Here is a 19728-nt window from a genome sequence, read left to right on the forward strand (position 1 = left end):
TATAAAGGATACTTTTAACAGAATATTTCTGCAGTAACTTAGAATAATAAGTATTATAGAGGTGTTATTATGACAGTTGAAAAAGAACTATTTGCTGCAATAGACAAACACATATTGCAGGATACACATCCGTCAGCATATTTAAATGAAGTATCTGATTTGCCGGAATTTAAAAATTACCCATTTAATATGCTTTTAGATTTGAAAACAACAGAGCAGGAACCGGCGCATCACCCTGAAGGCAATGCCTGGAACCATACCATGCTTGTTCTGGAAGAAGCTGCTCTGCGAAAGACTCAAAGTACTAACCCAAAAGTATTTATGTGGTCAGCTTTACTCCATGATATAGGAAAACCAGCAGCCACTATGCTTCGCCACGGTAGATTGACCGCTTATGATCATGATAAAATTGGTGAAAAACTTTCCAAGAAGTTTTTACTGGCTGTTGATGCCCCAGAAACATTTACGGAACAAGTTTCTTCTCTGGTAAGATATCATATGCATATCTTATATGTGGTAAAGGACATGCCTTTTGGAGACATACATGGATTAAGAAATCATACAGATCTAAAAGATATAGCACTTCTTGGACTATGCGACAGACTTGGAAGAACTGGGTCTTATTTAAAAAAAGAAGAAGAGAACATAGACTTATTTTTTAAAAAACTCATGAATAAAGAAAGGAAATAATCATGGCTAAAGCAGGAATGAGAAGGCCGGATCCAAAGGATCCTCACGGAACAGAGAGTAATCATAAATCGCATTTCCCCAAAAATGATGAAGAACCTGTTCCTGAAATTCAGGGCAAAGCAAAAAGTGGAAAAAAGCGAGCTAATCCAGTATAAAAGGAAGGGATTCATTCTTCCCTTCCTCTGTTATTTTTTCTAATTATAATGGTTAAAACTTATCTCTCATACATACTATAAAGCTTTGCATATATTCCATCTTTCTCTACCAATTCTTCATGGCTGCCTTGTTCCTCAATGCCATTGTCAGTAAGAACCATTATCCTGTCGGCATTTCTAATGGTTGTCAGCCTGTGGGCTATGGTAAGAGTGGTTCTTCCCTTTGCCAGTTGTGCAAGAGATTCCTGCACAATCATTTCACTTTCATTATCCAGTGCAGAAGTTGCTTCATCTAAAATCAGTATTGGTGGATTTTTAAAAATACTCTGGCTATACTAATTCTCTGTTTCTGTCCTCCTGACAGCTTCACCCCATGTTCACCAACAAAGGTATCATATCCTTCTGGAAGCTGACTTATAAATTCATGTGCTCCCGCCAGTTTTGCTGCCTCTTCAATTTCTCTCTTTGATGCTCCCGGTCTGCCATATTCAATGTTATCGTAGACACTTCCAGAAAACAGATATACATCCTGCTGCACCATGCCAATCTGAGATCTTAAAGACTTTATGGTCACATTTCGTATATCAAATCCATCAATTAATATTTTTCCGGATGTAACATCATAGAACCTGGGAATCAAGTTACATAAAGTAGTTTTGCCCGCCCCTGATGGACCCACAAAAGCTATATTTTCTCCCGCTTTTATATTTATATTGATGTGTTCTAATATACTGTCGCTGTCAAGATATTTGAAACTAACGTCTTCAAAGACCACTTCTCCCTTAACATCAGGTAATGCTACAGCATCCTCCGCATCATCAATTTCAACAGGTTCATCCATTACCTCAATAAATCTTTCTATACCGGTCATTCCACGCTGAAACTGTTCCGTAAACTCCACGATTCTTCTCACAGAATTTAAAAGCATTACCACATAAAGCAGATATGCCACCAGATCTGACGCATTAATCTGCCTGTTTATCATAAAAATTGATCCAAGCACCACAACGGTTATGTACATGATACCATCAAACATTCTAACGGTACCCTGAAATCCGGCCATATACTTATAAGCTTCTATTTTGACCCCTAGGAACCGACCATTTCCTTCTTCAAATTTTGCCTTTTCGATCTCTTCGTTTGCAAAGGATTTAGAAACTCTGATTCCCAAAAGACTGTCTTCTACCTGAGCATTGATTTCACCAATCTGATTTCGCTGCTTTTTAAATGCCTTCTTCATTTTTCCATTAAACTGCATGGAGCAGAAAATCATAATTGGAATGATAGCAAAAATAATTACGGTCAGCCATACGTTTACGGAACAGAGTATAGCAAAAGATACGGCAATTTTTAAGGCCGCAATAAAATATTCCTCTGGACAGTGATGTGCAAACTCTGTTATGTCGAACAAGTCACTTGTAATTCTCGCCATGAGCTGACCAATCTTCGTATTACTGTAATAGGAATAGGAAAGCTCCTGCATGTGAGCAAACAGGTCTTCACGCATGTCGGTTTCAATCCTGGCACCCATTACGTGGCCTACATTTGCCATATAATAATTCGCTATCACATCTATCAGCCTGAGAAATAAGTATAAAGCACCCAGGCTTAAAATTATATTTACTGTAAGGCTTTCTATATCATTCATTCCTTTATCTGTAATAAACCTTACAATCAGCGGTAGTACCAGATCACAAAGGGTTGTCAGAGTGGCACAAAATAAATCCAGTACCAAAACCCATTTATACTTTCTAAAATAAGGTATAAACCTTTTAATTAAATAAGATGTTTTTTTTGTAATTACATTTTCAGTCATCTTCAGATCCTCTTTTTTAATTTAACTTATTCCTTGTCAATATCATTAAATCCATGGCCATTTCCCCATACTGAATCAACGTGGATTAAAGTAACAAGTGCCCTTGGATCAGCCTTTGCCACATGCTGCCTTATTAAAATTCCCTCTCTTGGAGAACATAAAATTAATAGTTTCTGCTTTTCTTTACCAGAGTATGCCCCAATAATTTTCTCTATGGAAACTCCTCTGTCCATATCTTTCATTATGTAGTCTGCAATCTCACCTGGTTTCTCCGTAATAATTTCAACCTGAACAATTTTAGTAGCCAGACCAAATAAAATCAGATCTATGGTCTTTGATATAATAACCGTTGTAATTAATGCATATAAAGCTATATTTCTGCCAAACACAAAGCCTGAAAGGACGATGACAGAAACATCAATGGTCATTAACAACTTGCTTAAGCTTACATGGGGCAACAGCCTTTTCTGTACGATTTTTGCTACGGTATCTGAACCTCCTGAAGAATATCCTCTGGAAAAAGCTATCCCACTGCAAATCCCTGAGAATACTCCGCAGTATATAGCTGCCAGTATCATATCCTTTTCCTCTAACAGCTGAAAATTCATTTTTTCAAAGAACAGCATAACTGTAGGATACATAATGGACATCAGCAATATTTTCTTTGCCTCTTTAAGACCTAAAGTTATTGCACACACCCCCAGGATAATAAGCGCTCCTATATAGTACATGGTTGAAAAGCCAAAAGGTAAAAAATATTGAAGTATCCTGATAACACCGGTCAGTCCCCCACTGGAAAGCCCATTTGGAAGCATGATTGAAACAGTTGCAAAAGCTCCCACTGAACAAGCAATTAGTACTAAAATAAAATCCATCACAGCATTTTTAATCTTCTGTTTTGTTAATTTTTCATCATAGTCCTCCCTTATTGAATAGCCTGTTTTAATGTTTTATAAATGACATTGCCAAATACATCCACGCAGCAGACACTTATGAGACCTGTACTGGATATATCTTCTACGGTTTCCTCTAACATCTCTTTTTCCCTTACCACAACGCTCTGTGGTTGATGAGCCATCCCATTATAATTAAAGTCCACACTCCAATAGTCAATAAGACTTAAAGAATCCTCACTCATTATGTCACGAATCGCTTCCTCCTCCTTAACCCCAAATGTTTTTAAATATTCTTTTTTTAAACTATAACCTTTCAAAATAACATGAAAACTTTTATCCCTTTTTTCTATGCAAAGATTCACTTCTCCTGGGTTTTCTTCCATGCTATTCTCTTGTAATACAGTGAAATGTGCTTGATTTTGTAATGCTCTCTTCTTTATGCCTGATACTGCATTTTTACCAATATCGCATGTAATCCAGTTCCTGCCCATTTTTTGGGCAACTGCAGCAAGTGTACCTGAACCTCCAAAAAAGTCCGCACATAAATCACCGTCTTTTGTACAGCTTTTTAAAATTCTTTCCAGTAACATCTCTGGCTTCTGTGTAGCATATCCAGTCCGTTCCGAAGAAGTTCGGCCAACCATATCCATCTGCCATACGTCTTTCATATTTACAAGAGTATACCAGCCCGTTTCATCCTGGAATTCCTCTACCCCTTAAATCTGTATGGTTTAAACCTCTGTTATAGGATTTTTCTTTTTGTGCACTGAAAAAATATTTTTTACTTTTCCCATAGAATAACAAAGTATCATGTTTTCTTGCAAAATGCCTGCTGCTAGTACCTCCAGATTTGTAGTTCCAGATGATTTCATTTATAAAGTTGTCCATGCCAAATACTTCATCCATTAACACTTTTACATAGTGTGCCACGTGCCAGTCAAGGTGCATCCATATACAACCATCTTCTGTCAGCAAATCGCGCATCATAAATAGTCTTATGCATATCATTCTCAGATATGACTCCATTCCATCTTTCCAGATATCTGTATAAACAGTCTGTTTTACTTTAAAAGTATCTTTAAGGTTTCTTGCGTTTATTTTTACTTGCATTTTATAATCTGCTTTAGAGAAAAAGGGGGGATCCACATAAATTAGTGCTATTTTTTCATGAAACCTTTTACGAGCTAACAAATGTTTCACAAAATTAAGATTATCTCCTCCGGCCAGAATATTCTCTTCAGCAGAATCACTATCTCCATATATTTCACTAGTAGTAAACTGGCAGCAAAAGTTTTCTTGTTGAATTTCTCTTAAAATGTTTTCATATTCGTTCCTGCAATCATCTACGATTTCTGTAAGCTTATAAATCAAGCTCATAAATTAGCTCCTTCTTTTATTGCTCTTTTTTGAAAATTGTCTACTTTTATTATCTTTACTCTGTTTTTTCTGGTTATTTTGCCTGCCGGGTCCCTTTAGAAGCTTCCCAAATAAGTCTTCCCGTCCTGCCTTAACCAGTGCTGTTCTTACTAGTTCGCGGTTCTCGGGTTTATTGAAATGAATCAAAGCTCTCTGCAGCTTTTTTTCTTCCATACTTTTAGCTACATACACTTTTTCCATTGTGAGTGGATCTAACTCTGTATAATACATGCACGTAGCCAGAGTTCCAGGAGTTGGATAAAAGTCCTGAACCTGATCCGGTATAAAGCCATTATCACTTAAAAATTCAGCCAGTTCAATGGCATCATTTAGAGTGCTTCCTGGATGTGAAGAGATTAAATAAGGTATCAGATACTGTTTTAATCCTAACTGCTCATTTATCTTTTTATATTTTCTGCTAAACTCTTCAAACACCTTTTTCTGTGGTTTATGCATATAAGAGAGAACCTTATCTGAAACATGCTCAGGAGCTACCTTAAGTATACCACTTACATGATACTTGCAAAGCTCCCTTAAAAATTCATCGCTTTTGTCCGCCATGACATAATCAAATCTTACACCAGAACGTACAAATACTTTTTTAACGCCTTCCATATTCCTAAGATCTCTTAGTATATTCAGGTATTCTTTATGATTGATGTTCAATTGACTGCAGGGATGGGGATAAAGGCAATCTTTATGAGCACAAACACCTTTCGTCAGTTGTTTTTCACAGGCGGCCTCACGGAAATTTGCTGTAGGGCCACCCACATCATGTATATAGCCTTTAAATCCGGGTAAACCAGTTAACTTTCTTCCTTCTTTTACAATGGATTCTCTGCTTCTTCCCCTTACCTGTCTTCCCTGATGAAAGGTCAGAGCACAAAAAGCACAACCACCGAAACAGCCCCGGCTGCTAATAATACTGAATTCCACTTCTTTTATGGCAGGGATTCCTCCAGATGTTTCATAGGAAGGATGATATGTGCACTCATAGGGTAATTCATACACATCGTCAAGTTCCTGAGTTTCAAGAGGAGGCTGGGGCGGATTCTGCACCACAAACAAACCATCACTATACTTTTCTACCAGTCTTTTAGCTGTAATATAGTCGTTATTCTTATATTGTACTGCAAAGCTTCTGGCATAAGCTTCCTTTGATTGTGCTATGTCCTCAAAATCAGGCAGCATTAAAGTCTCTTCATCCATATATATTTCTTTAGCTTTAACGCAGGTTCCTGGAATCCAGCCTATATCTTTGGCTTCAATACCAGAATCAAGTGCCTCAGCTATTTCTACAATGGCCCTCTCTCCCATACCGTAAACCAGTATATCAGCCTTTGCATCCAGTAATATAGATCTTCTTACACTATCATCCCAATAATCATAGTGCCCAAGCCGACGCAGACTTGCCTCTATGCCTCCAATTATAATGGGTACGTCTTTAAAAGCCTCCCTTGCCCTGTTGCTGTAAACAATTACCGCACGATTAGGGCGTTTGCCAGTCTCCCCACCTGGAGAATATGCATCAGTTTTTCTTTTATGCTTAAAAACAGAGTAATGATTCACCATTGAGTCAACATTTCCTGCATTTATGAGAAACCCTAACCTTGGCCTGCCAAACCGCATAAAATCTTTTTTACTGTTCCAGTCTGGCTGTGGCAAAATCGCCACTTTATATCCACGGCTCTCCAATATTCTGCTGATAATGGCAGTGCCAAAAGAGGGATGGTCTATATAGCCATCCCCTGTAATCAGAACAAAATCCGGCTGTGACCAGCCTCTTGCCTTACATTCTTCTCTTGTAATAGGTAAAAATCCCATTCAGACCTCTTTCTTACTCGTCTTTTTCCCTATAGGAGAAAAATCCTTCGTAACTTATTTTCATTTTAAAAATTCTTTGTGGAAATTATTATTGCTTATCTGCTGCCCTTATCATAAGGAACTGCTACTGCCCTTGGAGCCTGAGAAGACTTGGAGCTGAATGCAAGAACGATAAGAGTTGCAATAAACGGAATCATTTTATAAATATCACTTGGAATATTAGACACTGCCAGAACAGGAATAACAGAATAAGCGGAAGCAATTGTCTTCATTAAACCAAAGAAAAATGCAGCAAATAAAATTCTCAGCGGTTTCCACTGTCCAAAAATCATAACCGCTAACGCTAAAAATCCATAACCTGCCACTGTTGCGTTAAAATTTGTTGATGTGGGAATAACGAATACCAGTCCGCCTAATCCTGCCAAACCACCTGAAATCATAACGCCGGCATATCTCATTTTATAAACATTTATACCTACAGAATCTGCAGCATGGGGATGTTCCCCACAAGCACGCAGCCTCAGGCCAAATCTGGTTTTATATAAAACAATAACAGATAAAACCAATATACCGAATCCTATATAGGTAGTAATATACGCATTTTTAAAAAGCATACTTCCGATAACAGGAATATCACCCAGAACTGGTACAGAATAAATCCTGAAAGTATTCATAAACGTAATCTGCTGAACGCCGTTATCCTGAATCATTCTGGCAACATAAATAGCAAATGCCGGTGCAAACATGTTTAAAGCAGTACCACCTATAATCTGATCTGCCTTCATATTAATGGCTGAATATGCCAGAAGCAGTGAAAAAAGGGCTCCCACAACTATGGCAATAATAATAGCTAAAATCAGTAAAAGCTGACCACTCATGAAATCCTGCATCCTGTTGATAAAATATATACTTGCAAAAGCTCCCATAATCATCGTTCCGTCAAGAGCAATATTTGTAACGCCTCCCCGTTCCGTAAACATACCTCCAAGAGCAACAATGAGAAGTGGAATTGAAAAGAACATAGTCTGTTGAACCACTAAATATAAAACTTCCATTAGTTTTTTCCTCCCTTCCTGCTCTCAGCTTTACGCTTTATGATGCCTGGTATAATTTTTCTTAGAATCAGTGAAAATGCACTGAAATAAATAATGCAGGCAATAATAATCTGAATAATTTCAGGGGCATAATTCAAGCTCTGCAGATAATTTCCACCTTCTGTAATATAGGAGATAAAAATGCCTGAGAAAATAATACCAATAGGATTTGAAAGTCCAAGCAGTGCCACAGGGATACCATTGAAACCTTCACTTGCCAGAATATCTACAACTTTTATATGTCTTCCACCTGCTCCTGATAAGTATAAAAGGCCTCCTCCAAGTCCGGATAAAGCTCCAGCTATGACCATAGAAAGCACAATATTTCTTTTTCATTAATTCCTGCATATCTGCTGGCATCGGCATTATACCCGCAAGCCTTCAGTTCGTAACCGAAAGTGGTCTTATTTAATAAAACATAAGTGATAATTGCAATAATTATGGCGATATATATGCCACAATTTACAGTAGATAAGTCTTTACCTCCCCCCAAACTGTTATAGAATATATCATCCAATCCCATTTTAGGTAATACACAGGTATTTGCTACATTTGACGACTGGGCTTTCAGACTGTCATAAGCGGTAAGTTTAACTAAATAATTGGCCATATACATGCCGATATAATTCATCATAATGGTAGAAATTACTTCATGGACGTTTAAATAAGCTTTCATCAAGCCCGGAATCAGTGCCCACAATCCCCCAACAACTGCTGCTGCTAGTAAAGCCACCATCCAATGAAGGGGAGCGGGAAGAAATGTCCAGTGGACTCCCACATAAATAGCTGCAAAAGCGCCCATGATAAATTGTCCCGCTGCACCAATATTAAATAATCCGGTCTTAAATGCAAATCCAACAGATAAGCCTGTCAGAATCAAAGGTGTAGCAAAGTAAAGTACTTGTCCCATTCCCTTACCGCCTTCACTAAATCCACCTTTTAGAATAATTACTAATCCTTCTACTGCCTGAGAAGGATTGCTGATTAATAAAATAATAAATCCAAATAACAGTCCAATCAATATGGCAAAAATGGATGACATGGCGTTATTAAATCCATCGCTGACTAAAATTCTTTTCATTCGCTCCATCCTAAGCTGTCACCTCATTTCTCTTTGATCCTGCCATATACAATCCTAATTCTTTAATGGTTATTTCTTTAGGATCTACATCGGCTACTATTTCCCCTTCATAAATGACCAGAATCCTGTCACTTACATTCATTACTTCATCAAGCTCTAAGGAAACTAAAAGTATAGCTTTCCCCTCATCCCGTTTTTCAACAAGCTGTCTATGAATATATTCAATAGCACCAACATCCAAGCCTCTTGTAGGCTGTACGGCAACCAGAAGTTCTGGATCCTGATCCAGTTCTCTTGCAATAATAGCTTTTTGCTGGTTTCCTCCAGACATACTCCTCACTACTGTTTTGGTTCCCTGTCCGCTTCTGATGTCAAACTGTTCAATCAGTTTTTCTGCGTACTCTTTTGCCTTTTTGAAGTTTATAAATCCGGTCTTCTGGAATCCAGGTTTATAATAATTTTTTAAAATTAAATTTTCAGTAAGATTGTAGTCCAGAATAAGACCGTCTTTATGTCTGTCCTCAGGAATATGGCTTAAACCAGCCAGATTTCTTTTACGGATGCTGTTCCTCGTGATATTTTCTCCATTGATAAAGATTTCCCCCGTTTCGATGGGAGACAATCCTGTAAGTCCATAAACAAGTTCCGACTGACCATTTCCATCTATTCCTGCTATACAGACGATTTCCCCTTTTCGAACCTGAAACGAAACATTGTTCACTGCATCTTTGCTGTTATGCTTTGATTTAACGGTCATATTTTTAACTTCAAGTACCACCTGCCCCGGTTCAAAAGTTTTTTTCTGAATAGTGAGATCAACTTTTCTTCCAACCATCATTTCAGACATTTCTTCTTTTGAAGTAGCAGCAACGTCTATGGTTCCAATGTATTTTCCTTTTCTAAGTACTGTGCATCGGTTTGCAACCTGCTTGATTTCATTAAGTTTATGAGTGATAAACAGTATGGATTTACCTTCTGCAGCCAGTCCTTTCATAATTTTCATCAGTTCTTCTATTTCCTGTGGAGTCAATACCGCAGTAGGTTCATCGAAAATAAGAATTTCATTATCTCTGTAAAGCATTTTAAGAATTTCTACCCTTTGCTGCATACCCACTGTGATATCTTCAATCTTTGCCTCTGGATCCACCATCAGCCCATATTTTTCAGACAGAGCGATAATTTTCTCTTTTGCTTCACTAAGTTTCAGCATTCCGTTTTTAGTGGTTTCTACACCTAAAATAATATTCTGAAGTACAGTAAAGTTATGTACCAGCTTAAAATGCTGGTGTACCATACCTATTCCAAGTGCATTTGCATCATTGGGGTCACTGATTTTAACTTCCTGGCCGTTCTTTTTTATGACACCTTTTTCTGGCTGATACATGCCAAACAATACACTCATCAAAGTAGATTTTCCTGCTCCATTTTCTCCAAGAAGAGCATGGATTTCACCCTTTTTCAGCTGTAATGTAATATCATCATTTGCTATAATTCCCGGGAATTCCTTCGTGATGTTTAACATCTCTATTATATATTCCATAATAGTCGACCTCTCTTCAATATAATATACATATTATACCTAAATTTAGCATAAAAAACAACACACCAAAAGGTGTGTTGTTTTAATTTAAAAAATCATTCTATCAACCGTTTTTAAAGTTTTATTTACTTAATAAGCTGTACCTTAACGCAACTTAATCCCAGTTTATCTGCACTTTTAACATCATCCTTCTTCAATTTGATATCTCCTTTTGCTAACTGTCCATAAACTGCGTCATAATCATCTTTAGTAAATGTATTAAACTTGGAAGTATCCATAGGAAGCTGTACACCTTTCTCTGCAGCACCAAGAGTTAAGCATTGTGCTCCTGGGAATTTATCTGCATAGTAGTCTGTAAGAGCAGACTGCACAGCGGAAGCCAGTCCCTTCATAGCAGAAGTAATAACTGTAGTTGATTCACTGCTCTGATCAACGTCAACGCCTATAACTTTTCCTTTTGCGGATTCAGCAGCTGCCATTACAGAGTTACCCACTTTACCACCACAAGCAAAGATAACTTCTGTTCCATCAGAATACCAGGATGAAGCCAGTGTCTGTACTTCTGGAGTTGCATCAAATCCACCTGTGTAGTTATACTTTAACTGGATGCTGCCAGCAGCTAAACCTAATTCTTTAGCAGCAGCTTCTGCACCCTGTGCAAAACCATATCCGTATCGAACTACAGCAGGAACAGCCATTCCGCCCATAAATCCTAACTTAGTATATCCATCGATAACTGCAGCATATCCTGCAAGATAACCGGATTGTTCTTCTGCAAACTTAATTCCAACAGAGTTCTTTGCTGGAGCTGCTGTTGTATTACCATTTGCATCTGTTGTGCCATCATTAGGATAACCATCAATCAGAATAAAGTGAACGTCTGGATACATAGATTGAGCCTTAAAAATAGGTACTTCAAACAAATATCCTGGAGTTACTACTATTTTAGCTCCTCCTTTAACAGCAAGCTGAATGGCAGCTAAATAAGCATCTTCACTTTGTTCAGTCGGCTTGTAATACTTGTGGGAAATATTGTTTTTCTCAGCATATGCTTTAATGCCTTCCCAAGTTCCCTGATTAAATGACTTGTCATCAATTTCACCAACATCAGTAATCATTGCAATCTCATAAGTTTCTTTTTCTTTTGCTTTTTCCTTTACTGGTTCCTTTTTGTCACCACAAGCAACTAAACCTAGTACAAGCGTAAGAGCCAGTACTATTGCCAAAAATTTCTTCATAAGATTTCTCCCTTCTGCAATACGGTTGATTATTTTCCATATTTTATATTATAAATGTTATGAAGCAATTTTTCAACATAGTTATTATTGTCTGCGGTTTTGCGTGTTTAAAAATGATTATTTAATAAACTCCTGTACCCAGTAAGTAGTTCCGTTGCTGTCTGTTACATAACCTACACCAATCTGCGCATAATTACTGTTCAGTATGTTTGCTCTGTGTCCGGAAGAATTCATCCAGGCAGTCATAACGTCCTGAGGAGTTTTCTGACCTTTTGCAATGTTTTCACCAGCTGCAGTATAATTTATACCGAACTGTTTCATCATATCAAACGGTGAACCATAAGTTGGTGATGTATGGGAGAAGTAATTCTTGTCTCTCATATCTTCAGCCTTCTTTTCGGCAACATCAGATAATTTTGCGTTTACTGTCAGCGGTGCAAGACCTGCTTTAGCTCTTTCCTGATTCACGATGTCTACAACCTGCTGTTCATAAGCACCTATACTACCTGAATTGCCAGTGTTGGTATCTGTTTTAGTTCCTGTATTTGCTGTTGTGTTTGTGTCTGTCTTAGTTCCTGTATTTGCTGTTGTGTTCGTATCTGTCTTAGTTCCTGTATTTGCTGTTGTGTTCGTATCTGTCTTAGTTCCTGTATTTGCTGTTGTGTTTGTGTCTGTCTTAGTTCCTGTATTTGCTGTTGTCTTTGTGTCTGTCTTAGTGTTTGCTTTACAATTCCCTGACTTCTGAACCTGATCCTGTTTCTGACTGCAATTATTAGAAACAAGCTGAAGCTTGCCATCTGCAAATTTAACATAGCATTTAAGATTAGAACAATTTAGATTCTTAAAACAATCTTTTGTTCCTGCATTCGTAAAGCAGCTATTAATGTTTTTAACCACAGATTGGTTCAATGGAACTGAAACATTTGCGTTACAGTTTGTTCCTGCAAAAGCTGCAGTCGGTGCTGCTGCCATAAGCAGTAATGATAGTGATAACGTTGTTTTGACAAATTTGGTTTTCATGATTTTGTCCTCCCTTTCCACTTTATCCAAAACTAGGAGACTTCTGGTTTAGTTTGACTCCTTGAAAAAGAGTATAGACCCCCTTTTACGCAAAAATCATTATATAAAAATTACCAATAAAAAAGCAGGTATAATTTTAATCCCTGCTTCCCAGTTTTATTATATTAACTAAATTGTGTGTAATTCTAGCGGTTAAGCCCCATATCACTTTATCTTCATAAGTATAAATCGGCACTTCTGATTTACCTTTTCTCCAATTATATCCATTGTTAAGTTTTAGTAGATTATAAGGAAAATCGGTCCCTATCTGTGGCAGTACATCCATATTATAGATATATGGAGCCTGGTTCTTCATATGCTCTAAGGGCACCAGGAAGAATTCTTTTACTTCATCTCTGTTTATTTTCGCATTCTTTATTGCTTCGTAATTAATTTCACCCAAAAAAGAATACATGGTAAAATTGCTATAAGTATATAATGTATCCAACTCTGCTATTACCCTTATATCTTTTCTGAGCACCCCCAGTTCCTCACGAGTCTCTCTTATGGCACACTGCCGTTTGGTTTCATTTTTCTCAACTGCACCTCCTGGGAAGCAAATTTCCCCGGGCTGTGTTCTTAATGATTCTGCACGTACCTCGTACAGTAAATGTAGTTCTCCATCCTTTTCCACCAGGGGAACCATTACAGAAAAATAGTTATAATATCCCACTGCAGCAGGTTTTCTGTTCTTGAATATTTCTTCTATTTCATTCAAATTCAACTTGCTCTTGCTCAATTTTCTTACCCTCAGTTCTTTTATTATATATATTTAAATATGAAGCAATCAGGATTAATGCAATCCCTAAATATGTATTCCAAAGTAATTTATCTCCAAGAATTATTACTGCTATGACCGGTGCAATTGCTGGTTTAATAAAAAATGCTATAGACCCAGTAGTAGCATCAGAAAGTTTTATGGATGCAAAATAGAAATAATATCCCAGACCTGTTACAAAAACACTGATATACATAACAAGTATAACATTATCTTTCACTCCCTGTAAAATAGGTTTATCCATGAAAATCATTATAATAAGAAGTACTAATGATCCTAAAATAAAGCTGATGCTGGTCTGCGCCATAATTCCCATCTTTTTTATACTATTTTTCCCTACTACTGTATAAAGTCCGAATGTGGCTGCTGCAATCAGCATAAAAAATATTCCTACCGTAGTATTTCCTTTTTGAATGTCCCAGGGTCTTACCATAAAAATCAGGCCCAAAATCCCCCATAATAACACAACCAGTTTTTTCTTATTAAATTTTTCGTCTGACATAAAATGTGCAAAAATCATAGTAAATAGAGGGTTTATGCACATTATGACTGAAGCGGTTGAAGCATTTGAATGCATGACACCTAACTGAAAAAATAACATACTGACTGGTATGCATATTATTCCCAGTATTAATAAATACCCGAAATCTTTTAATTCTAACCTGGTCTGGTTCTTTTTTATTTCATTAACCGCAAAAGGCATTAATAAAATGCCCCCTATAAAGAACCTCAAAAATGTCAGTTGAAATGAATCCAACCCATTACCAGCCAGCTTTAATGCAACTTCCATTGTTCCAAATAGAAAAGCCGTCAGAAAAATATATAATCCTATCTTTTTCATCATAGATCATCCCCTGTTTTACATATTCATATTATATTCTTATTTTATTGTAATAACCTTAAAAAGGGCGGTGAACTGTTCACCGCCTCTTTTACAAGCAATTATATTGCTAATATTCTTATTAATTTAAGACTTCAAATTTGCTGAAATCGATGCTTTTCAAAGCCTCCTTTTCAGCACTCAGGCTTACTATAAACTCAATATCATATCGCTGGGAAATTTTTTTGAGTCTGTCTAGGAATTCGGGAATATTATCTTCATGAATATCTGCATGCTTTAAGATGCTGTCAATAAAAATGGTTTCAATATCATGATCTGAGCCAATGATACCATAGATAAACCCTATGTATTCATCGCTGTTTGTAATATGTTGGTAATCTTCCATACATACCACTCTAATCTTGTGTTTCAAGTCACACATCAGTCTCTGGTTTTTATTAATAAATATAACACTGCCCTTGCTTTCTTCGACCACTTCGTTGGCCATGTCAAGCATTGTTTTGGTTTTACCTGAACCCTTCTTACCGATTAATAACTTAACCATTGTAATCGCCTCCTCTTTGAGCTATGCAATATTTGCATCCCGTAAACTTGCTATAGTAGCTTGTGTAAACCCATTATACACTATTGACCATTGCTTATCAAGATAAATAACCTAAACCTTAGTTAATTTTCCAAATTTTCATAATTCTTTAATCTGAGTTGGCCGCAAGCAGCGTCAATGTCACTTCCCAGTTCTCTCCTGACCGTAGAACTTATGCCTAACTTTTCTAATCGGTCACGAAATTCTGATGCCTGCATTCTGGAAGTACCGTTTAGCCCACTTTCCGTCACATTGTTCAGAGGAATTAAATTTACATGGCAAATCAGCCCTCTCAGCCTCTCAGCCAGTTCCTCCGCATGAACAGGCTGATCATTCACACCAGATACCAGTGCATACTCAAAAGTGATTCTCCTCCCTGTCTTTTTCACGTAATCTTTGCATGCGTTTAAAAGTTCTTTCATATTATATTTCTTATTTACTGGCATAGTCATATTTCTGATTATATCGTTAGGCGCATGAAGGGATATAGCCAGATTTACCTGCGGAAAGTCTTCTGCGAATTGTTCAATTTTAGGTATGATACCGCAAGTGGATACCGTTATGCTTCGCATGCCGATATTCAGTCCTTCTTTATTATTAACCAGGTTTATAAACTTAGAAACATTATCATAATTATCAAAAGGCTCTCCTGTACCCATTATAACAATATTACTGATTTTCTCTCCTGTATCCCTTTCCACAGATACAATCTGATCTATGATTTCTCCAGCAGTTAAATTTCTGCAAAGTCCCCCTATGGTGGACGCACAGAATTTACAGCCCATACGGCAGCCAGCCTGTGAAGATATACAGATTGAATTACCGTGCTTATATTTCATAAAAACGCTTTCCACGCTATTTCCGTCTTCAAGTCCAAACAAATACTTTCTGGTTTCATCGGTCTTGGAATGCTGTACTTGTATGAGTTTAAGACTTCCAATTTCCGCACAGGTATTCAACTTCTCACGTAGTTCCTTAGATAAATCTGTCATCTCATTAAAGCCGGATATTCCTCTGTAAAGCCAATTGTATACCTGCTTTGCCCTAAACTTCTTTTCACCTATATTCTCAAAGAAAACTTCCATTTCTTTGAGAGTCATATCTTTTAAATGAACTTTATCTGACATAAGTCCCTCTCTTTCATTTAAATCAGCAGGTTATCCAAAGAGAGATAATACCTGTTTGATTAAAAAGGGCACAGTTATAAACTGTACCCACTTTAAAATTATACTCTTTCTACTCCTATGCCTGTCTTATGACCATTTAAGTCATATTCGTCCAGTCCATCTTTTTCTGCAATTTCTACAGCAAGAGTTTCTTTCATAATATATGATTTATATGCTTCTACAGCAGTTTTAACATCTGCGTCAGCTGTCACGAAAATCTTAATATTGTCCATCATTTCAAAGTCATTCTGCTTTCTAAGCTGTTGAACCTTAGAAATAAGTTCTCTGGCAAGACCTTCGTCAATAAGTTCCTGGTTTATAGTTGTATCAAGAATAGTGAATACATTATTTTCCATAGCAACAGAAAATCCCTCTTTAGCACTGATTTTAATTTCAACCAGCTCCTTATTTAAGGTAAAATCTTCACCAGCTACATTAATAACAGCTTCTCCATCAGATTCCAGTCTGGCAACAAGCTCTGCCGGGTCTGCCTGGGCAAGAGCACCTCCAAAGGCTTTAATCTTCGCACCTAAAACCGGGCCTGCCACTTTAAAATTAGGCTTCAGGCTATAATCCATAAATTGATCCAGTTTCGTTTCAAATACAACCTTTTTAACGTTTAATTCTTCCATAATCAAAGGAGTAAGGTCACTGATAAGAGTCTCATACTTTCCATCTACCAGCATTTCAGAAAGAGGTTGTCTAACCTTAATTCTTTCTTTTTCTCTGGTGCCTCTTCCAAGACCCACCATGGTTCGGACAAGATCCATTCTTTCCTCAACATTCTTATTTATTAAGGATTCATCAGCCTTAGGGAAGAATGAAATGTGAACGGATTCATTTCCTGTTAGGTTTGTATATATTTCGTCTGAAATAAACGGAGCGAATGGAGCAATCATTTGTGAAATTCCCACAAGAACCTCATAAGTCGTTGCATATACACTCTTCTTATCATCCGTCATCTGGTCACCCCAGAATCTTCTTCTTGCACGTCTGATATACCAGTTTGATAAATCTTCGGTAACAAAGTCCTGAATTTTTCTAACAGTCTTCATATGGTCATACCGGTTCATTTCCTCTGTAACATCCAGTATAAGCTGGTTATACTTTGAAAGAATCCATCTGTCAAGCTCAGGTCTCTTGTCATAAGGTACATCAAGCTCCACAGGACTGATGTTATCCTGGTTGGAATAAAGTACGAAGAAATTATAAACATTCTTCAGCGTTCCAAAGAACTTGCTGACAATTTCAATCAGCCCATCCTCGTCAAACTTAGTCGGAGACCATGCCGGTGATACGTACAGCAAATACCATCTGGTAGCATCGGCACCATACTTGTCAAATAAAGCAAATGGATCTACTGTGTTACCCTTTGATTTGCTCATTTTCTTGCCTTCTTTGTCCAGGATAAGATCATTTACAAGAACATTCTTATATGGAGCCTTACCCTTTATAAATGTGGAAATAGCAAGAAGTGAATAGAACCAGCCCCTGGTCTGATCAATACCTTCACAGATAAAATCTGCAGGGAATAATTCTTCGTCAAACTTTTCTTTGTTTTCAAATGGATAATGCTGCTGTGCAAATGGCATAGAACCTGAATCAAACCAGCAATCCATTACTTCAGGGATTCTGCTCATTGTTTTTCCACAGTGAGGGCACTTTAAATGAATGTCATCCACGTAAGGTCTGTGAAGTTCAACTTCTTCTGTAATATTTTCAATAGATTTTTCAACTAATTCGGCTCTGCTTCCAATGCACTCTAAATGGCCGCAGTCACATCTCCAGATGGGAATCGGAGTACCCCAGTATCTGTTTCTTGAAATAGCCCAGTCGTTTACATTTTCAAGCCAGTTTCCAAATCTTTTCTCTCCTACAAAATCCGGGAACCAGTTTACTGTCTTATTATTTTCTACCAACTGATCTTTCAGTTTAGTCATTTCAATATACCAGCTTGGCTTTGCATAGTAAATCAGAGGAGTCCCGCATCTCCAGCAGTGTGGGTAATTGTGATCCATCTTTTCCTTAGCAAAGATTTTATCTTCAGCTGCAAGCCATTTTATAATGTCTACATCAAGGCCCTCTTCCATTACAAAGCGTCCAGCCCATGGAGTATCTGTATATTTACCCTGTTCGTCTACAGGATTTACCACTGGCAACTCATATCTTCTTCCCGTCTGATAGTCATCTTCACCAAATGCTGGTGCAGTGTGGACAATACCAGTACCGTCTTCTATAGTTACATAATCTGCACAAGTTACAAAGAATGCTTTCTTATCTGGCTTTATAAATGGCATCAGCTGCTCGTATTCAGCAAATTCAAGTTCTTTGCCCTTCATTTCAGCTATAACATCATAGCTTTCTGCACCTAGAACTTTATCTGCAAGATTCTTTGCCAGATAAAATACTTTTCCTGCTTCATTGGCATCCTCGTGCATCTTAACTTTTACATAATCAATATCCGGGCCTACAGTAAGGGCAACGTTTGAAGCCAGAGTCCATGGAGTGGTGGTCCATGCCAGGAAGTATTCATCTGCATCTTTTTTCTTAAATTTTGCCATAATTGTCTGGGTTTTTACTTCTTTATACCCCTGAGCTACTTCATGGGATGCCAGTCCGGTTCCACATCGCGGGCAGTAAGGAAGAATCTTGTGTCCTTCGTAAATAAGTCCAGCCTTAAAAAATTCCTTTAATATCCACCAGCCAGTTTCAATAAAGTTATTGTCCAGAGTAATATAAGGATTGTCCAGGTCAATAAGATAACCCATCCTTTCAGTCATCTGTCTCCACATACCTTCATAGGTAAATACAGACTCTCTGCACTTTTCATTAAATTCTTTGATACCATACTTTTCAATGTCCTGTTTCCCGGACATGTTAAGCTGTTTTTCCACTTCAATTTCTACAGGAAGTCCATGAGTATCCCATCCAGCTTTTCTATTTACAGCAAACCCCTGCATAGTCTTATAACGGCATACGGAATCTTTTAACGTTCTTGCTATAACATGATGAATCCCTGGTCTGCCATTAGCAGTGGGAGGTCCTTCATAAAATATAAACGATGGCATTCCTTCTCTTGTTGTTACGCACTTTTCCAGCAGTTTTTCTTCTTTCCAGGCTTTTGCCTGTTCCATTTGAAACTCTGCGATTGGTTTTTCAGATAAATTTCGAAACATATGTTGCCTTTCCTTTCTAAAAAAATGTGGCTCTGCCACTTTGTTCTTTCTTTACATTAGTGAGAAAATAAAAAGTTATTTTTAAAAACTTCTGCAAAAAACTAAAATCCCTAATTCACAAAAGTGAATTAGGGACGATTATTTATAACCGCGGTACCACCCTACTTGCAAAACAATATTCATATCCTGTCTCGTGATACATTGTTCTACCTCTTATATAGTGATAAAGCTCCGGAGTGATATTCAAAATTTGCTTCACCAACGTGCTCTCAGCATTTACACGTTTCTCTGTAGGGATTACTACACAAAATCTACTGGCTCCATCATGGCTTTGGTTTATTTAGTTAATAAAAGGATATGCAATATGATGCATAT

At 37.4% G+C, this 19728-nt stretch carries 15 protein-coding genes and 2 pseudogenes; 2 read left to right on the forward strand and 15 right to left on the reverse strand.

The features are described from left to right. The first annotated feature begins 69 nt into the window (after positions 1–69). Entirely contained in the window at positions 70–690 is a 621-nt protein-coding gene (locus Ami3637_RS01365) for an HDIG domain-containing metalloprotein (RefSeq protein ID WP_162360998.1), read from the forward strand. Positions 691–692: 2 nt separating this feature from the next. Continuing rightward, positions 693–845, forward strand: coding sequence for a hypothetical protein (locus Ami3637_RS17040; protein ID WP_202931075.1), 153 nt, complete (start codon positions 693–695; stop codon positions 843–845). 59 nt (positions 846–904) lie between these two features. Here the strand turns inward: Ami3637_RS17040 and Ami3637_RS01370 are convergent. The 15 genes and pseudogenes from Ami3637_RS01370 to ileS all read right to left on the reverse strand — a co-directional run bounded on the left by Ami3637_RS01370 (position 905) and on the right by ileS (position 19353). After that, positions 905–2661, reverse strand: a pseudogene (locus Ami3637_RS01370) (ABC transporter ATP-binding protein). Positions 2662–2687: 26 nt separating this feature from the next. Then, the gene (locus tag Ami3637_RS01375) at positions 2688–3536 is read right to left on the reverse strand and encodes a YitT family protein (protein WP_162360999.1); all 849 of its coding nucleotides are present in this window, start codon (positions 3534–3536) and stop codon (positions 2688–2690) included. 50 nt (positions 3537–3586) lie between these two features. Beyond that, positions 3587–4225 (reverse strand): site-specific DNA-methyltransferase, encoded by a 639-nt coding sequence (locus tag Ami3637_RS17770; protein WP_162361000.1) that lies wholly within the window; start codon positions 4223–4225, stop codon positions 3587–3589. A gap of 25 nt (positions 4226–4250) precedes the next feature. Next, the gene (locus Ami3637_RS17775; protein ID WP_162361001.1) at positions 4251–4934 is read right to left on the reverse strand and encodes a DNA methyltransferase; all 684 of its coding nucleotides are present in this window, start codon (positions 4932–4934) and stop codon (positions 4251–4253) included. 3 nt (positions 4935–4937) lie between these two features. Beyond that, complete coding sequence (locus tag Ami3637_RS01390) at positions 4938–6797, reverse strand: YgiQ family radical SAM protein (RefSeq protein ID WP_162361002.1); 1860 nt, start codon at positions 6795–6797, stop codon at positions 4938–4940. A 95-nt stretch (positions 6798–6892) separates the two neighbouring features. Beyond that, positions 6893–7852 carry an ABC transporter permease gene (locus Ami3637_RS01395; RefSeq protein ID WP_162361003.1) on the reverse strand — a complete coding sequence of 320 codons (960 nt, stop codon included), beginning with the start codon at positions 7850–7852 and terminating at the stop codon, positions 6893–6895. Beyond that, positions 7852–8981 (reverse strand): annotated as a pseudogene (locus Ami3637_RS01400) (ABC transporter permease). The gene Ami3637_RS01395 and the pseudogene Ami3637_RS01400 overlap by 1 nt, the downstream one beginning before the upstream one ends. A gap of 1 nt (position 8982) precedes the next feature. Then, a complete protein-coding gene (locus Ami3637_RS01405) occupies positions 8983–10512 on the reverse strand; it encodes an ABC transporter ATP-binding protein (protein ID WP_162361004.1) in 1530 nt (509 codons plus the stop codon). Positions 10513–10637: 125 nt separating this feature from the next. After that, the gene (locus tag Ami3637_RS01410; RefSeq protein WP_162361005.1) at positions 10638–11750 is read right to left on the reverse strand and encodes a BMP family lipoprotein; all 1113 of its coding nucleotides are present in this window, start codon (positions 11748–11750) and stop codon (positions 10638–10640) included. Positions 11751–11867: 117 nt separating this feature from the next. Then, a complete protein-coding gene (locus Ami3637_RS01415) occupies positions 11868–12770 on the reverse strand; it encodes a CAP domain-containing protein (RefSeq protein ID WP_243158067.1) in 903 nt (300 codons plus the stop codon). A gap of 136 nt (positions 12771–12906) precedes the next feature. Beyond that, entirely contained in the window at positions 12907–13527 is a 621-nt protein-coding gene (locus tag Ami3637_RS01420; RefSeq protein ID WP_162361006.1) for an NUDIX hydrolase, read from the reverse strand. After that, a complete protein-coding gene (locus Ami3637_RS01425) occupies positions 13520–14431 on the reverse strand; it encodes a DMT family transporter (protein WP_162361007.1) in 912 nt (303 codons plus the stop codon). Before Ami3637_RS01425 ends, Ami3637_RS01420 begins: the two co-directional genes overlap by 8 nt. A 118-nt stretch (positions 14432–14549) precedes the next feature. After that, positions 14550–14972 (reverse strand): hypothetical protein, encoded by a 423-nt coding sequence (locus Ami3637_RS01430; RefSeq protein WP_162361008.1) that lies wholly within the window; start codon positions 14970–14972, stop codon positions 14550–14552. A gap of 122 nt (positions 14973–15094) precedes the next feature. Next, positions 15095–16138, reverse strand: coding sequence for a 23S rRNA (adenine(2503)-C(2))-methyltransferase RlmN (gene rlmN, locus Ami3637_RS01435; RefSeq protein ID WP_162361009.1), 1044 nt, complete (start codon positions 16136–16138; stop codon positions 15095–15097). Positions 16139–16236: 98 nt separating this feature from the next. Continuing rightward, positions 16237–19353 carry an isoleucine--tRNA ligase gene (ileS, locus tag Ami3637_RS01440; protein WP_162361010.1) on the reverse strand — a complete coding sequence of 1039 codons (3117 nt, stop codon included), beginning with the start codon at positions 19351–19353 and terminating at the stop codon, positions 16237–16239. Between the last annotated feature and the right edge of the window lie 375 nt (positions 19354–19728).

It is taken from the genome of Aminipila terrae (genome assembly GCF_010120715.1).
Taxonomy (GTDB): Bacteria; Bacillota; Clostridia; order Peptostreptococcales; family Anaerovoracaceae; genus Aminipila; species Aminipila terrae.

Coding starts and splice junctions, on each gene's coding strand:
- Ami3637_RS01375 (WP_162360999.1), bottom strand. CDS start 3,536: ATGGATTTTATTTTAGTACTAATTGCTTGTTCAGTGGGAGCTTTTGCA.
- Ami3637_RS01405 (WP_162361004.1), bottom strand. CDS start 10,512: ATGGAATATATAATAGAGATGTTAAACATCACGAAGGAATTCCCGGGA.
- ileS (WP_162361010.1), bottom strand. CDS start 19,353: ATGTTTCGAAATTTATCTGAAAAACCAATCGCAGAGTTTCAAATGGAA.
- Ami3637_RS17040 (WP_202931075.1), top strand. CDS start 693: ATGGCTAAAGCAGGAATGAGAAGGCCGGATCCAAAGGATCCTCACGGA.
- Ami3637_RS17770 (WP_162361000.1), bottom strand. CDS start 4,225: ATGAAAGACGTATGGCAGATGGATATGGTTGGCCGAACTTCTTCGGAA.
- rlmN (WP_162361009.1), bottom strand. CDS start 16,138: ATGTCAGATAAAGTTCATTTAAAAGATATGACTCTCAAAGAAATGGAA.
- Ami3637_RS17775 (WP_162361001.1), bottom strand. CDS start 4,934: ATGAGCTTGATTTATAAGCTTACAGAAATCGTAGATGATTGCAGGAAC.
- Ami3637_RS01410 (WP_162361005.1), bottom strand. CDS start 11,750: ATGAAGAAATTTTTGGCAATAGTACTGGCTCTTACGCTTGTACTAGGT.
- Ami3637_RS01415 (WP_243158067.1), bottom strand. CDS start 12,770: ATGAAAACCAAATTTGTCAAAACAACGTTATCACTATCATTACTGCTT.
- Ami3637_RS01430 (WP_162361008.1), bottom strand. CDS start 14,972: ATGGTTAAGTTATTAATCGGTAAGAAGGGTTCAGGTAAAACCAAAACA.
- Ami3637_RS01425 (WP_162361007.1), bottom strand. CDS start 14,431: ATGATGAAAAAGATAGGATTATATATTTTTCTGACGGCTTTTCTATTT.
- Ami3637_RS01395 (WP_162361003.1), bottom strand. CDS start 7,852: ATGGAAGTTTTATATTTAGTGGTTCAACAGACTATGTTCTTTTCAATT.
- Ami3637_RS01365 (WP_162360998.1), top strand. CDS start 70: ATGACAGTTGAAAAAGAACTATTTGCTGCAATAGACAAACACATATTG.
- Ami3637_RS01390 (WP_162361002.1), bottom strand. CDS start 6,797: ATGGGATTTTTACCTATTACAAGAGAAGAATGTAAGGCAAGAGGCTGG.